The sequence below is a fragment of the Pseudomonas sp. 29 genome (assembly GCF_002754355.1).
In the GTDB taxonomy this organism is placed as follows: Bacteria; Pseudomonadota; Gammaproteobacteria; order Pseudomonadales; family Pseudomonadaceae; genus Aquipseudomonas; species Aquipseudomonas neuropathica.
This window is the reverse complement of the sequence record NZ_PEEY01000001.1, coordinates 4920765-4936400: the sequence shown is the minus strand read 5'-3', so window position 1 is coordinate 4936400 and position 15636 is coordinate 4920765. Positions and strand designations below refer to the sequence as shown.

The window sequence follows — 15636 nt, the reverse complement described above, 5'->3', positions numbered from 1 at the left end:
TGAGGAAAACACCATGAACGCAAAAGTCTGGCTGGTCGGCGCGGGGCCGGGTGATCCGGAACTGCTGACCCTCAAAGCGGTGCGCGCCCTGCGCGAGGCCGATGTGGTGCTGATCGATGATCTGGTCAACGACGCGGTGCTGGAACACTGCCCTGACGCCCGCATCATTGCAGTGGGTAAACGCGGCGGCTGCCGTTCGACACCGCAAGCGTTTATCCATCGGCTGATGCTGCGCTATGCCCGCCATGGCAAGTGTGTGGTGCGGCTCAAGGGCGGCGATCCGTGCATTTTCGGCCGTGGTGGCGAAGAGGCGCAGTGGTTGCGTGAACGTGGCGTCGAAGTAGAGTTGGTCAATGGCATCACCGCCGGGCTGGCCGGGGCGACGCAGTGCGATATTCCGCTGACGTTACGCGGTGTGGCACGCGGGGTGACGCTGGTGACTGCACACACCCAGGACGACAGCCAGTTGAACTGGCAGGCGCTGGCACAGGGGGGTACGACGCTGGTGGTTTATATGGGCGTGGCCAAGCTTGGGGAGATTCGCGATCAACTGCTGGCAGGCGGGATGGTGGCGGATACGCCGGTGGCGATGATCGAGAATGCATCGTTGCCAGAGCAGCGCGAATGCCGGAGTGATCTGGCGAGTATGAGTGATGATGCGCGTGCGTTTGGATTGAAAAGCCCGGCGATTCTGGTGATCGGGGCGGTGGCGGCTGTTGTTGAAGAACAAAAGATCGCAGCCTGCGGCAGCTCCTACTTTGGATCTGCATTGGTCCTGTGAGCTGCCGAAGGCTGCGATTTTTTAAAGCTGCAAAGCCAAATCGCAGGCAAAGAAAAGCCCGGCCTAAGCCGGGCTTTTCTCAGAGCGGCAGCTAATTACTTAGCTTGAGCTTCAACCTGCGCTTCTACGCGACGGTTTACAGCGCGGCCAGCTTCAGTTTTGTTGTCAGCAACTGGGCGGGATTCGCCGTAGCCAACAGACTGAACGCGGGACGATTCAACACCGTACTGGTTGGTCAGAACTTGCTTAACGGCGTTTGCACGACGCTCGGACAGTTTCTGGTTGTAAGCGTCAGGACCGACGGAGTCAGTGTGACCTTCAACAGTAGTGGTGGTGGATGGGTACTGCTTCATGAAGTCAGCCAGGTTTTTGATGTCGCCGTAGCTGTTTGGCTTCACAACCGACTTGTCGAAGTCGAACTTAACGTCCAGCTCAACACGAACAACTTCAGCAACTGCTGGGCAGCCGTCAGCGTCAACAGTTACGTTGGCTGGGGTGTCCGGGCACTTGTCAACGTTGTCGCAAACGCCATCGTTGTCGCTGTCGGAGCAGACTTCAGCTGGTGCTGGAACTGGAGCAGCAGCAGGCTTGGAGCCGCCACCGAAGTTCACACCGATACCGACGCTAGGAGCCCACTCGGTGTCGCCCTGGTCGATGTTGTACTGAGCTTCAACGCCAGCACGGGCGTAGAAGTTGTCGGTGAAGTACAGCTTGGCACCAGCGCCAACGTTGGCGAAGGTGGAGCGGTCACGACCGCCGGAACCGTTCTGACCGATGCTCTGATCGGAGAAACCAGCCGATACGTATGGACGCAGCATGTCGCCTGGGTTGTTGAAGTGGTACAGAGCGTCCAGAGCGGTGTTAGCGCCCTTGATGTTACGACCGTCGTCGGAACGCACGTTGTGCACTTCGTCGTAGCCCAGACGCAGTTCAACGTCGTCGGTCAGGAAGTAACCGATCGAGCCGCCGAACAGGTTGCCGTTGTTCTTGAAGTTACGAGCGCTGTCGAATTGTTCTTTCTTTGCGAAGCCTTCGATTTCAACTGCGCCTTGGCCTTGTGCCAGAGCGCCGAACGAAGTGGCGGCAATCAGAGAACCAATGGCCAAGCCCAAGGTGTTTTTCAGTTTCATCCGTTAAATCCCCATCTGGTGATTGTGAAGCAGTCCCGCAAACCGGGGGACAACTCGGCGGCAAGTCTATCAGAACTTGCCTACACGTAAGAGATATTTGCGCTGAACTAAGTTTCAGCAATGCCTGCAAATTTCTCACGCAATTTATCTAGAGCACGTTTGTAACGCATTTTTGTCGCACTCAAACCCATGTGCATGATGTCTGCGATCTCCTGAAATTCCAGCTCTGCGACAAATCGAAGCACCAGAATTTCACGGTCAATCGGGTTCACATACACCAGCCAGCGATCAAGCCCGCCCTTCTCCTCGGGTTTCGGCGCCTTTTCTTCGGACGCTTCCTCGAGGGGGTCAAGACTCAATGCGTCCATCAAGCGACGCTTTCGCCGTTCCTTCCGATACTGCGTAATACATTCGTTGTACGTGATGCTGTAGAGCCACGTTTTGAACTTCGATTTCCCCTCGAAGTTCTTCAGGCCATACAGCACCTTCAACATGACTTCCTGACAGACATCGTCTGCGTCGCGATCGTTCCCAAGATATCTCGCACAAACGTTAAATAATGTTCGCTGGTAACGCCGCATCAGTTCTTCATAGGCGCGCGTTACGTGAAAAAGCTCGGTATGCGAGCGCGCGACCAACTCCTCATCAGAGAGCTCGCGGGGGTCGTAGCGCGTGGATAGCGTTTGGGCTTTATTCAAAACAAGTCGTGCCGACAGTCAGGTCAATGTCCGCCGCAACCAGCATCAGCTGGCATTTTGCGGCGGCATACATTAGCAGGGTTTGCCGGATTAGCGGCTACTCACATGCTGTTCCAGCAGGATCCGATTGGAAAGAGAGACTAGCTCACCCTCATCGGTCAGCAATGTGGTTTTAACCGTGCCGATCTCCTCGATCTGGCCTTCGACCTCGCCAACACGCACTTGTTGCCCAACCTGATACAACTCACGCACATAGATTCCCGCAAGAATCTGACCGGCAATTTCCCGGCTTCCCAAACCCATGGCCAGCGCAACGGCCAGACCAACGGTAATCAAAACGATGACGATCACATGGTTCAGCAGGTCAGTCTTGACCTCAAGCTGACTGATCGCGACCGAGATGCTGATGATGATCACCAGCCCTTGTGCAATTCGCCCCAGCCCCGAAGCGTAGTCCAGGCCTACGCCCTCTGCCGCCCCGCGCACCAGCCCGTTGGCCAGTTGCGCGAGCAAAACACCTACCAGCAATACCAGCGCCGCGCCGAATACTTTCGGCAAATAGAGCGCCAACATATCCAGCGTAGCCGAAACTCGCTCAAGGCCAAGGGATTCTGCTGCAGAAACCAGGAAAATCAGCAGGACGAACCAATAAACGATCTTGCCGATCAGGGTCGAGATCGGAACTTGCAACCCGGCGCGCGACATCAATTTGGTCAGCCCGGTGCCACCCATCAGGCGATCAAGACCGAGCTTGGCGAGCAGTTTGGACAGCAGGGTATCGAGCAGCTTGGCCACCACGAAACCCAACAGCAGCACGACCAGTGCGCCGAACAGGTTCGGGATGAAGTTGGCGACTTTGGTCCACAACGCAGTCATTGCCGTGACGAGGCTCTGAGTCCAGAGATCAAGTTCCATATTCAATCAGCCTTATCAGCAGTGCGAGCGGTAGGTTTGCGAAGACGGGAAACCGGCGAGACATGCGCCGATCCATTATTCAGGGCGATCATCAGCGCGGGTAGCCAGCGGCCCAGCAGGCTGAACAGATCACCGGCGCCAACCTGGCGGTTGGCGGTTTTGAGTACGCGGCCCAGGCACGCATCGTCGTCGCGGCTGGACGGCGAAGCGTTGAGCATGTCGCGCAAAGACTGTTCAAACGGATCGTGCATACGCACCTCTCGTGATGTCTGTGAAAGACGCGGGCAGATTTGGTCGGGTCACATGCGCCATCTTCATACCCAGCGCAAACGACGGAATAACCACCACTGACCAAAGGCCAGGGCGAGCACCGTCAAACAGGCAATCAGGAAACCATAAGGGCTGCTGGAGAACGGAATTCCGCCGACGTTTATACCCAGCAGACCGGTGATAAAACTCATCGGCAAAAAGATGCAGGTGATGATCCCGAAGCGGTACATCGTGCGATTCATACGCTCGCTCAAGCGCCGGTCTTCGGCCTCCAGCACAAGCCCCACGCGCTCTCGGGTCAATTCGAGTTCTTCGAGATAGCGGGTCAGGCTGTTGTTCAGTTCGTTCCAGTAATCGGCATCGTCATCGACAAACCAAGACAGTTTTATCCGCGTGAGTTGTCCGAAAATATCCCGCTGCGGCGCGAGAAAACGCTTTAGTCCGGCCGCCCGGCGACGGATGTGCAAAATGGCGCCATGCTCGGGAGTATACCGTTCGTCGGCATCCATCTTTTCTTCTTCCTCATCGGCGATTTCCGAGAGGCAAGTGACCAGATCCTGCACCTTGTTGGTGAGGAACTGCGCCAGATAAAGGATCAGTTCGGAGGAGGTTTTCGGGCCGTTGCCGTCGGCCAATTGCGCCAGCAGCTCATCGGTGGCGCGCAACGGGCGCAAACGCAGGGAAATCACCCGTTGGGCAGAAGCGAAAATCCGCACCGAGACCATGTCTTCCGGCTCGGCGCCCGGGTTGAGATTGACCCCGCGCAGAAACAGCAACAGTTCGGCATCCGGCAGCGGCAACAGGCGCGGCCGGGTGTTCTCTTCCAGCAGCAGATCGCAGGTGAATTCATTGAGCCCGCTGGATTTGCGCAGCCAGGTCTGGGTCTGCGGATGGCTGCGATCCCAATGCAGCCACAGGCTTTCATGGGCCTGCAGCTGCAAATCGTCGAGCTCAGTCCGGGCTATCGAACGCGCACCGCCTTTTCCGTCCAGCACCAGGGCATGCACTAGCCCCCACTGCGCGTTTTCTTCCTCGAACATCCGCATCCCTTTGTCGAAAAGCTTATTCAGGCATCTTCAGCGGACTCGGCGAGATGATCACGCCGTTGTTGTCCGCATAAATGTAGTGGCCCGGGTGGAACGTCACACCGGCGAAAGTCACCGGGACGTTGAGGTCGCCAATACCACGTTTTTCAGTTTTCATCGGATGGCTGGCCAGCGCCTGCACGCCCAGATCGGTCTGGGCGATGACGTCAACGTCACGGATGCAGCCGTAGATCACCAGCCCTTCCCAACCGTTTTTCGCCGCCTTCTCGGCGATCATGTCGCCCAGCAGCGCACGGCGCAGCGAACCGCCGCCATCGACCACCAGCACCTTGCCGCTGCCCTTGAGTTCAGCCTGTTCCTTGACCAGCGAGTTGTCTTCGAAGCATTTGATGGTCACGATTTCGCCGCCGAACGAATCACGGCCGCCGAAATTGCTGAACATCGGTTCCAGCACCTGTACCAGCTCCGGATAGGCGTCGCACAGATCAGGCGTAAGGTAATGGTTCATCGAAAAACTCCTGTAAAAAGGAAAACGATCAAGGATGCTGCGTTCTGAGGAGACGAGTTTCGGTGGTCGTTGTTTACCTTAGTCCATCCCATGGTCGCTGAACGAACCTGAACAAACCCTGAAACGTAATAGCTAAACCGCCACCAAAAATGACCAGATCCGCACATTGCGTCATATCTTAGCCGCAAGCCAACCCGAACGAAATCCCTTCAAGGCCTTCGCACTCACACGGCAGCGGCCAGATCCGGCTTCTCGCCCAGCAATGGCGTGTGCTGATCGTTCAACCAACGCGCCACCAATGGCCACACCTCGGTCTGCGCCGCTTTGCTCACCAACATCTCGACATGGCCGAAATTATCGTTGAAGCCCTGCTCGCGCCCCAGATTGATGAACTGCTTGTGCTCGGAGCCGATCTGCTCGAACAATTTGCGACAGGCCCAGGCCGGATCCTGATGATCCCCTGCTGCGGTCACCGCCAGCACTGGCACTTGAACATCGGCCAGCCCCGCCCACCAATCCTTGTCCTTGTCGCCAAAACGACCGAACAAGCCGTACCAGCGCATGCTTTCCAGCGCCAGACCGATCGGCTCATCTTCCGGGCCACGCTTGAGACGCGAACCCGACAATTGCGCAAAACGCTTGAGGATAAAGCGCCCACTCCACTCCACTGGCGGGATTTTCAGCGGCCAGTAGGTGCGGCTGACCTGGGTGCCGAAAAACGCTGCCGAGGCCACTGCCGGCTCGCCCAGGTATTCGCCACCGAGCGCCGCCGCTAGGGTGATGCCGCCCAGCGAATGGCCGATCCAGTGCGGCACTTGCCCGCTCTGCTCACGCACGAACGCGGCAATCGCCGGCAGGTCGTAGCGGGCATAGTCGGCCACGCGATTGCGCCGGTATTCCTCATTGCGCTGCGACAGGCCGTGGCCGCGCATCTCCGGAATCCACACGTCGAACCCCAGGCGCGTCAGATATGCGCCCAAGCCCAGGCCTTTGGGTGAGAACCAGAAGCGCCGATTGGAAAAACTGCCGTGCAGCAGAATCACCGGCACACCGCGAGGCGTCGAGTCATCGGCCATGCCCAAACGGGTCACAGCGATTTCCACGGACCAGTCGGGACTGTTGCCGGGTTTCAAGCGATACACGTCTTCGCTCAGATCACCACGCCGTTCGGCGCTGATCAGGGCGACAGGAAATAAGTTGCTGCTGCTTTGCATAATGCTCTTGCACAAAAAAGGGCGGCATCTACAGGAGCCCGCCCTACTTGAATCTCAAGGCCCGCCCCTGAGAGGGAACGGGCCGTTCACATATTGATCAGGCCTGCGCCTGGCCTTCGGCGAGGAAGAACCAGGTTTCCAGCACGGAGTCCGGGTTCAGCGACACGCTTTCGATGCCCTGCTCCATCAGCCACTTGGCCAGATCCGGGTGGTCCGAAGGACCCTGACCGCAGATACCGATGTACTTGCCGGCCTTGTTGCATGCCGCAATCGCGTTGGCCAACAGCTTCTTGACCGCCGGATTACGCTCGTCGAACAGGTGCGCGATGATACCGGAATCGCGGTCCAGACCCAGGGTCAGCTGAGTCAGGTCGTTGGAACCGATCGAGAAACCGTCGAAGAATTCGAGGAATTCTTCAGCAAGGATCGCGTTGGATGGCAGTTCGCACATCATGATCACGCGCAGACCGTTGTCGCCGCGCTTCAAGCCGTTCTCGGCGAGCAGATCAACAACCTGGCTGGCTTCGCCCAGAGTACGGACAAACGGCACCATGATTTCGACGTTGGTCAGGCCCATCTCGTTGCGCACACGTTTCAGCGCGCGGCATTCGAGTTCGAAGCAGTCACGGAACGATTCGCTGATGTAACGCGAAGCGCCACGGAAGCCCAGCATCGGGTTTTCTTCTTCCGGCTCGTAGAGCTTGCCGCCGATCAGGTTGGCGTATTCGTTGGACTTGAAGTCCGACAGACGCACGATAACTTTCTTCGGTGCAAACGCAGCCGCGAGGGTGCTGATGCCTTCAACCAGTTTCTCGACATAGAAGCCGACCGGATCGTCGTAACCGGCGATACGCTTATCGACGCTGTCCTTGATTTCCTGCGGCAGACCGTCGTAGTTCAACAGCGCTTTCGGGTGGACGCCGATCATGCGGTTGATGATGAATTCCAGACGGGCCAGGCCGACACCGGCATTCGGCAACTGCGCGAAGTCGAAAGCGCGGTCCGGGTTGCCGACGTTCATCATGATCTTGAACGGCAGCTCTGGCATGGCGTCGACGGAGTTCTTCTTGATGTCAAAGCCCAGTTCGCCTTCGAAGATGTAACCAGTGTCGCCTTCGGCGCAGGACACGGTCACGCCTTGGCCGTCCTTGAGCAGTTGGGTAGCGTTGCCGCAACCAACCACTGCCGGGATACCCAGCTCACGGGCGATGATCGCCGCGTGGCAGGTACGGCCGCCACGGTTGGTGACGATCGCGCTGGCGCGCTTCATGACCGGTTCCCAGTCCGGGTCGGTCATATCGGAAACCAGTACGTCGCCCGGCTGGACTTTGTCCATCTCGGACACGTCTTTGATGATGCGCACTTTACCGGCGCCGATGCGCTGGCCAATCGCGCGACCTTCAACCAGCACGGTGCCGGTTTCTTTCAGCAGGTAACGTTCCATGACGTTGGCCTGGGTGCGGCTTTTCACGGTTTCCGGACGCGCCTGCACGATGTAGAGCTTGCCGTCGTCACCGTCCTTGGCCCACTCGATGTCCATCGGGCAGCCATAGTGCTTCTCGATGATCATCGCTTGTTTGGCCAGCTCGCTGACTTCAGCGTCGGACAGACAGAAACGCGCGCGATCCGCCTTGTCGACGTCAATGGTCTTGACCGAACGACCGGCCTTGGCCTCGTCGCCATAGATCATCTTGATCGCTTTGCTGCCCAGGTTGCGACGCAGGATCGCCGGACGACCGGCCTCCAGCGTGCCCTTGTGCACGTAGAACTCATCCGGGTTGACCGCGCCTTGTACGACGGTTTCGCCCAGGCCGTAGGCGCCGGTGATAAACACCACGTCACGGAAACCGGATTCGGTGTCGAGGGTGAACATCACGCCGGCAGTGCCGGTTTCCGAACGCACCATGCGCTGCACGCCAGCCGACAGGGCGACCAGTTTGTGGTCGAAGCCCTGGTGCACGCGGTAGGAGATCGCACGGTCGTTGAACAGCGACGCGAACACCTCTTTGGCGGCGCGGATAACGTTTTCCACACCACGGATGTTCAGGAAGGTTTCCTGCTGACCGGCGAACGAGGCGTCCGGCAAGTCTTCGGCGGTGGCGGAAGAACGCACGGCCACGGCCACATCAGGATTGCCGGCCGACAGCGCGGCGAACGCGGTGCGGATCTCGGCATTCAGTTTTTCGGGGAATTCGGCTTCCATGATCCATTGACGGATCTGGGCGCCGGTCTTGGCCAGAGCGTTGACGTCATCAACGTCGAGCGCGTCGAGGGCCTTGTGGATCTGGTCGTTGAGGCCACTCAGTTCGAGGAAATCACGATAGGCCTGGGCCGTCGTGGCGAAGCCGCCGGGGACCGAAACACCGGCGCCTGCCAGGTTACTGATCATCTCGCCCAGGGATGCGTTCTTGCCCCCCACATGCTCAACATCGTGTTTGCCGAGCTTATCGAGGGAAACTACGTACTCTACCAAGGTGATCTCTCCACTAACTGTGTTGGAAAAGCTCAGAAACCGGCGGCCCGGGGGAGCCTTGGCCGGTTGTATGGCCTGGACCTGGAAAATAAGTGAGAATGCGGGCCAGTCGCGGCCGACAAATCGCGCCTATCATATCCAGAAATGCTCATTAGCTTAAGGCCCAAGGTGCAAATGAAACGATCTGCTTTCTTCATCTCCGATGGCACCGGCATCACTGCCGAAACCCTGGGTCAAAGCCTTCTGGCGCAGTTCGAAAACATTACCTTCAGCAAATTCACGCGACCGTACATCGACAGCGTTGAAAAAGCGCGGGCCATGGTACAACAAATCAACAAAGCCGCTGAAACCGACGGCTTTCGCCCGATCATCTTCGACACCATCGTCAATCAGGACATCCGTGAGATTCTCGCAACGTCCAATGGTTTCATGATCGACATTTTCTCGACCTTCCTTGCCCCGCTGGAGCAGGAACTGACCGAGCACTCTTCCTACACCGTCGGCAAGTCGCATTCGATCGGCCACAACTCCAACTACATGGAACGTATCGAGGCGGTTAACTTTGCCCTCGACAACGACGACGGCGCGCGCACGCACTATTACGACAAAGCCGATTTGATACTAGTGGGCGTGTCGCGATGCGGCAAAACGCCGACGTGTCTGTACATGGCCATGCAGTTCGGCATTCGCGCGGCCAACTATCCGCTGACCGAAGACGACATGGAACGCCTGACCCTGCCGACGGCCCTGCGCGCTCATCAGCACAAGCTGTTCGGCCTGACCATCGACCCGGACCGCCTCACCGCAATCCGCAACGAGCGCAAGCCCAACAGCCGTTATTCGAGCTACGCCCAGTGCGAGTTCGAGGTGCGTGAAGTGGAGAATCTGTTCCGTCGCGAGAACATCCCCAACATCAACTCCACGCATTTTTCGGTGGAAGAAATTTCGGCGAAGATTCTGGTGGAGAAAGGTGTGGAGCGGCGGTTCAAGTAGCTCTGCATTGCCTGATCTGACGCCTTCGCGAGCAAGCTCGCTCCCACAGTTTGATCGCGTTTATCCCGTTGAAATGCGGTCGAATGTGGGAGCGAGCTTGCTCGCGAAGAACGATCACACGGTCTCTGTTAATGCCTTGGCCAGAGCTTCAAAACCTGCCAGCAACAACCGATCATTCCCCACCGCATTACACACACTCACCCGAATAAATTGCGGCACTGCTGCGTGCCCCACCGCAAACGCCTCAGCGGTGGCCACCAGATAGTTGTTCTCCTTCAACTCCGCCGCAATCTGCGACGCCCGCCACAGCTCAGGTACCTCTACCCAGAAGTGCGGGCTATAAGGGTGAGTCTTGTAATTCAAACCCTGCAGAACAGGCGCCACCAACGCTTTGCGCCGAGCGATCTCGCTGATCTGCTCGTCCAGTAAACGCTCGGCCATGCCGCTTTCAATCCACAGGCTCGCGACTTCCATCGATAACGGATTGGCCATCCAGCACGTTGCGCGGATGGCGGCACTCAAACGTCCGGTCAACGCTTGCGGCGCATGCAGATAACCGACGCGCAATCCCGCCGAAACAGCCTTGCTCAGACTGCCAATCAACACCGATCGCTCCGGCGCAAAATAGCTGAGCGGCAATGGGCGCTGGCGATCCAGAACGGCATGGGCCTCGTCTTCGATAATCAGCAGATTGTGTTGACGACAGAGGTCGGCAATCGCCTTGCGCCGTGGGATGGACATTACAGCGGCCGTAGGATTCTGGATCGTCGGGGTGCAATACAGTGCTGAAACACGATGCTGACGACAAATGTCCTCGAGCGCCGACGGTAAAAGCCCTTCGTCATCCATTGCCGCGCCAATGAGTTTTATTCCGAGCTGGCGTGCGACGCCGATCAATCCCGGGTAGGACAAATGCTCGGTCACAACGGTGTCGCCGGCCTTGAGCAAGCCCATCAACGTGCACAGCAGACCATGCTGGCCACCGTTGACGCACAACACCTGATCGGCATGCGGGACATACGCCGCATGCTGCAACCACACCGCCCCCGCCACACGATGCCGCGCCAACCCGGCTTCAGCGGTGTACCCGGTCAACTGTTGCAGCACCCGAGGATCGCTGGCCAGTTCCTGCAGACTCTGGCTCATGAACGCCGCTTCCTGTGCGGGAATCGGCTGATTGCGGCTCATGTCGAAGCAGGCTGACGGCTCATCGCTGACATTACGAAAGCCTTTGTCCTGCGGTCGCTCCATCCCGCGCTGACATACATAGGTGCCATCTCCTACGCGGGCGACGACCAATCCCACGCGTTCCAATTCGCCATAGGCACGGCTGATCGTACCGATGGTCACTCCGAGACTGTCGGCCAACAACCGGTGCGGCGGCAGTTTACTACCGGCATCGATAATGCCTTCGTCGATGGCCTGCGCGACGGCATTCGCCAGGCGTTTGTACTTCACGCCCACGCCATTGGCGAGTCCATCACGGAGGATTGACACCATGGCAATACTTACTTTGACAGTCATTCTCGCCCCGAATAGCGTGCTTAAAAAAGGTTCAATCAGAAATAGACCGTTTCCGCGATCAGGTCAATTCCACCATTCGGAGTACGCCACATGTCGACCGCCGTCAGCACACCGATGCACATCAGCAAACCCTGGCTCGCCGGATTGATCACCAGCACGCTGTTTCTCATCGTCTGCCTGAGTTGGGGCACGACGTGGCTGGGGATCAAGATTGCGGTGGAAAGCGTGCCGCCGCTGACGGCCGCCGGGCTACGTTTTCTGATCGCTTTTCCGCTGTTCCTGAGCTTCGCGCTGTTGCGCAAGGAACCGCTGTTGTTTCCCCGGCAAAGTCGCTGGTTCTTTGTGTTCGTCACGCTGTCGTATTTCAGCCTGCCTTACTACCTGCTCAACTACGGTGAGATGCACGTATCGTCCGGCCTGACAGCCCTGCTGTTCAGTTGCATGCCGGTGTTTATCCTGTTGTTTTCCGCGCTGTTTCTGCGCGAGAGAATCTACCCGTCACAAATGCTCGGCATCGCCATTGGTTTTGGCAGTCTGTTCATGATTATTCGTAGTCAGGGCCTGCATCTGGATCAAGCGGAATGGCTGGGAGTATTGGCGATTCTCTGTGCGGCGGTGATGCATGCGCTGTGTTACGTAGTGACGAAAAAACACGGCAGCGCGATCAGCGTGATCACCTACAACACGCTGCCAATCGGCATTGCCGGGGCGATGTTATTTATTGTCGGATTGAGCGTTGAGACGCCGGTATTCAGCGATGTCAGCGCGCGCTCGTGGGGCGCCCTGCTGTATCTGGGACTGGTGGCATCAGTGGGCGGATTCATCGTTTACTTTTTGCTGCTTAAACGCTTGAGCCCGATCATCCTGTCGTTCGTGTTTATCATTTTCCCGGTATTCGCCGTGATCATCGGCGCCTGGTACGAGGGGCAAACCCTGTCCCGGGAGCTGATGATCTATTCGGCGGTTTTGTTGAGCGGGTTTGCGATCACCAAATTGCCTGTGGAAAAGTGGTTCAGATAACGAACATATCCACAAAACGATTGACCGGGGTGGCTTCGAGCTGCGCCGGATCCTTGCACAACGCGAAAATTTCGCCGCTGCGCTGGCCGGTGAAACGTGTAGCCAGATTGGCCTTGAACTTGTCTTCGAGTAATGGAATACCCTCGACACGGCGGCGACGATGACCGATCGGGTATTCCACCACGACGTTTTCAGTGCTGCTGCCATCCTTGAAAAACACCTGCACGGCGTTGGCAATCGAGCGCTTGTCGGGCTCCAGATATTCACGGGTGAAACGCGGTTCTTCGACGATGACCATTTTCTCGCGCAGCACATCGATGATCCGATGCGCCCGGTGGAAATCGTCTTCGTACTGCTCGGCGACCAGATTGCCAAAGGCCAGTGGCACGGCGGTCATGTACTGGATGCAGTGGTCACGGTCGGCGGCGTTGGCCAGCGGCCCGACTTTGGAAATGATGCGAATCGCCGATTCGTGGGTGGTGATGACGATCCGGTCGATTTCATGCAGACGATTGCGCACTTGCGGGTGCAACGTCACTGCCGCTTCACAGGCCGTCTGCGCATGAAATTCGGCGGGGAAGCTGATCTTGAACAGCACGTTTTCCATCACGTAACTGCCGAACGGCCGCGAAAAACTGAAAGCACGTTTATCTTCCGGTTTCAGCGCCAGATCGCTGTTGGTATGGCTGAACAGCACGTCATAAAAGCCCCACTGTTTCGCAGTCAGCACGCCGGGAATACCCATTTCGCCGCGCATGGCGATGTCGGCCAGACGCACACCACGACTCGTCGCATCCCCCGCCGCCCAGGATTTTCGTGAACCGGCATTCGGTGCATGGCGATAAGTGCGCAGCGCCTGACCATCGGCGAATGCATGGGACAACGCCGACAGCAGTTGCTCACGATTAGCGCCCATCAGTTTGGCGGTAACGGCGGTTGAAGCGACTTTCACCAGAATGACGTGATCGAGTCCTACACGATTGAAGGAGTTTTCCAGAGCGATCACGCCTTGAATTTCGTGGGCCATGATCATCGCTTCGAGCACATCGCGAATCGTCAGCGGTGCTTCAGCGTTGGCCAGACGCTTCTGCGAAAGATGATCGGCCACCGCGAGAATCCCGCCGAGGTTGTCGGATGGATGGCCCCACTCGGCGGCGAGCCAGGTGTCGTTGTAGTCGAGCCAGCGGACGATACAGCCGATGTCCCACGCGGCTTTCACAGGGTCGAGGCGATAGCGGGTGCCGGGAACTCGCGCGCCATAAGGAACCACAGTTCCTTCGACGATCGGGCCCAGATGCTTGGTGCATTCGGGAAAGCGCAACGCCAGCAGGCCGCAGCCCAGCGTGTCCATCAGGCAGTTGCGGGCGGTGTCGAGGGCTTCGGTGGAGGTGACTTTGAAGGTGAGGACGTAATCGGCGATGTCCTGCAGGACAGGGTCGTAGTCGGGGCGGTTGTTCAGGTCGACGTTGGCGCTCATTGCGGTTCTCCTGTGCGGGAATGATGAGTGGTTGCGGTCTTCCTCAGGGCTTGGCTGGGTTGGTCTGGTTGATTGCAGGTCTGGGGTGCCTGCTGGTTTTGTGCTTTTTCAGAGAGTGTCCCCTCACCCTAGCCCTCTCCCGAGGGAGAGGGGACTGATTGGGGGATGCTGTGGAGGTTCACCGACTTGAGCGATCTGCGCTGAATCCAGAATCGATCTGATCAATGCACAACTTCAAACACCTCAATCAGCCCCCAGATCCGTAATCGCCTCAATCTTTCAGGTCGATGTACATCTCCAGACACCTCGGTCGGCCCCCTCTCCCTCCGGGAGAGGGCTGGGCGGGCGGCGTTCCGATGAGGGTAAAGCTCTTGGATCAGAACGAATCTCCGGGAATGCGCACGTAACCCTCCATCAGGACACGCGCGCTACGGCTCATGATGGCTTTTTTGACGATCCACTCGCCGTTTTCCAGGCTGGCTTCGGCGCCAACGCGCAACGTCCCGGACGGATGCCCAAAACGCACGGCACTACGTTCAACACCACCCGCTGCAAGGTTCACCAATGTCCCGGAAATGGCTGCCGCCGTACCAATCGCCACCGCCGCCGTGCCCATCATCGCGTGATGCAACTTGCCCATCGACAAGGCGCGCACCAGCAAATCCACATCACCGGCGCCAACCGCTTTGCCACTCGACGCCACGTAATCAGCAGGCTTGGCGACAAACGCGACTTTCGGCGTGTGCTGACGTTTCGCTGCTTCATCCAGATTGGCAATCAAGCCCATGCGCAACGCGCCATAAGCCCGAATCGTCTCAAACATCTGCAGCGCTTGCGGATCGCTGTTGATCGCACCTTGCAACTCGGTTCCGGTGTAACCAATGTCTTCAGCATTGACGAAGATCGTCGGGATGCCAGCATTGATCATGGTCGCCTTGAACGTGCCGACACCCGGTACTTCCAGCTCATCGATGAGGTTGCCGGTGGGAAACATCGAACCACCGCCGCCCTCTTCTTCCGCTGCCGGGTCCATGAATTCGACTTGCACTTCGGCCGCCGGAAAGGTCACGCCGTCGAGTTCGAAATCACCGGTTTCCTGCACTTCGCCGTTGGTGATCGGCACATGGGCAATAATCGTTTTACCGATGTTGGCCTGCCACACGCGCACCACCGCAACACCGTTGTGCGGAATGCGGCTGGCGTCGACCAGACCGTTGCTGATGGCGAACGAACCGACCGCTGCCGAGAGGTTGCCGCAATTGCCGCTCCAGTCCACGAACGGCTTGTCGATGGAGACCTGACCGAACAGGTAATCGACGTCGTGATCAGCCTTGATGCTTTTCGACAGGATCACGGTTTTGCTGGTGCTGGACGTGGCGCCGCCCATGCCATCAATTTGTTTGTCGTACGGGTCGGGGCTGCCGATCACGCGCAGCAGCAAAGCGTCGCGGGTCGGGCCGGGAATCTGTGCCGCTTCGGGCAAATCCTTGAGACTGAAAAACACGCCTTTGCTGGTGCCGCCGCGCATGTAGGTCGCAGGGATTTTGATTTGTGGTGCGTGAGCCATGGTGCTCCTTAACCACAGGC

General features: G+C 58.0%; 14 protein-coding genes. 3 read left to right on the top strand and 11 right to left on the bottom strand.

Features of this window, described 5'->3' with window-relative positions; genetic code table 11:
- The first annotated feature begins 13 nt into the window (after nt 1-13).
- The gene (cobA, locus tag CLU80_RS22940) at nt 14-781 is read left to right on the top strand and encodes a uroporphyrinogen-III C-methyltransferase (protein ID WP_099758461.1); all 768 of its coding nucleotides are present in this window, start codon (nt 14-16) and stop codon (nt 779-781) included.
- A 95-nt stretch (nt 782-876) separates the two neighbouring features.
- Here cobA and CLU80_RS22935 read toward each other — a convergent pair whose 3' ends face one another.
- The 8 genes from CLU80_RS22935 to ppsA form a co-directional block, all read right to left on the bottom strand.
- Nucleotides 877-1911, bottom strand: coding sequence for an OmpA family protein (locus CLU80_RS22935; protein ID WP_034152869.1), 1035 nt, complete (start codon nt 1909-1911; stop codon nt 877-879).
- Nucleotides 1912-2018: 107 nt separating this feature from the next.
- Nucleotides 2019-2609: an RNA polymerase sigma factor SigX gene (gene sigX, locus CLU80_RS22930; protein WP_011333251.1), complete on the bottom strand. Its 591-nt coding sequence runs from the start codon at nt 2607-2609 to the stop codon at nt 2019-2021.
- A 90-nt stretch (nt 2610-2699) separates the two neighbouring features.
- Nucleotides 2700-3524 (bottom strand): mechanosensitive ion channel family protein, encoded by an 825-nt coding sequence (locus CLU80_RS22925; protein WP_007916401.1) that lies wholly within the window; start codon nt 3522-3524, stop codon nt 2700-2702.
- 2 nt (nt 3525-3526) lie between these two features.
- Complete coding sequence (locus CLU80_RS22920) at nt 3527-3775, bottom strand: hypothetical protein (protein ID WP_008076827.1); 249 nt, start codon at nt 3773-3775, stop codon at nt 3527-3529.
- Nucleotides 3776-3838: 63 nt separating this feature from the next.
- Nucleotides 3839-4834: a divalent cation transporter CmaX gene (gene cmaX / locus CLU80_RS22915; protein WP_099758460.1), complete on the bottom strand. Its 996-nt coding sequence runs from the start codon at nt 4832-4834 to the stop codon at nt 3839-3841.
- A 22-nt stretch (nt 4835-4856) separates the two neighbouring features.
- On the bottom strand, nt 4857-5348 hold the full coding sequence (rraA, locus tag CLU80_RS22910) for a ribonuclease E activity regulator RraA (protein WP_093431777.1): 492 nt from the start codon (nt 5346-5348) through the stop codon (nt 4857-4859).
- A 224-nt stretch (nt 5349-5572) separates the two neighbouring features.
- Nucleotides 5573-6562, bottom strand: coding sequence for an alpha/beta fold hydrolase (locus CLU80_RS22905; RefSeq protein ID WP_099758459.1), 990 nt, complete (start codon nt 6560-6562; stop codon nt 5573-5575).
- Nucleotides 6563-6659: 97 nt separating this feature from the next.
- On the bottom strand, nt 6660-9035 hold the full coding sequence (ppsA, locus tag CLU80_RS22900) for a phosphoenolpyruvate synthase (RefSeq protein ID WP_099758458.1): 2376 nt from the start codon (nt 9033-9035) through the stop codon (nt 6660-6662).
- 174 nt (nt 9036-9209) lie between these two features.
- Here ppsA and ppsR point away from each other — a divergent pair, with 174 nt between their 5' ends.
- Nucleotides 9210-10028, top strand: coding sequence for a posphoenolpyruvate synthetase regulatory kinase/phosphorylase PpsR (gene ppsR, locus CLU80_RS22895; protein ID WP_034152875.1), 819 nt, complete (start codon nt 9210-9212; stop codon nt 10026-10028).
- 114 nt (nt 10029-10142) lie between these two features.
- Here the strand turns inward: ppsR and CLU80_RS22890 are convergent, their stop codons facing one another.
- The gene (locus CLU80_RS22890; RefSeq protein WP_099758457.1) at nt 10143-11552 is read right to left on the bottom strand and encodes an aminotransferase-like domain-containing protein; all 1410 of its coding nucleotides are present in this window, start codon (nt 11550-11552) and stop codon (nt 10143-10145) included.
- A 114-nt stretch (nt 11553-11666) separates the two neighbouring features.
- On the opposite strand from CLU80_RS22890, the gene CLU80_RS22885 reads away from it, so the two are divergent.
- Nucleotides 11667-12572 (top strand): DMT family transporter, encoded by a 906-nt coding sequence (locus CLU80_RS22885; RefSeq protein WP_175559587.1) that lies wholly within the window; start codon nt 11667-11669, stop codon nt 12570-12572.
- Here CLU80_RS22885 and prpD read toward each other — a convergent pair.
- Both prpD and prpF read right to left on the bottom strand, forming a co-directional pair.
- Nucleotides 12565-14049 (bottom strand): 2-methylcitrate dehydratase, encoded by a 1485-nt coding sequence (gene prpD, locus CLU80_RS22880; RefSeq protein WP_099758456.1) that lies wholly within the window; start codon nt 14047-14049, stop codon nt 12565-12567. The two genes, CLU80_RS22885 and prpD, sit on opposite strands and share 8 nt — an antisense overlap.
- A gap of 376 nt (nt 14050-14425) precedes the next feature.
- Entirely contained in the window at nt 14426-15616 is a 1191-nt protein-coding gene (gene prpF / locus CLU80_RS22875) for a 2-methylaconitate cis-trans isomerase PrpF (protein ID WP_099758455.1), read from the bottom strand.
- Nucleotides 15617-15636: the final 20 nt, after the last annotated feature.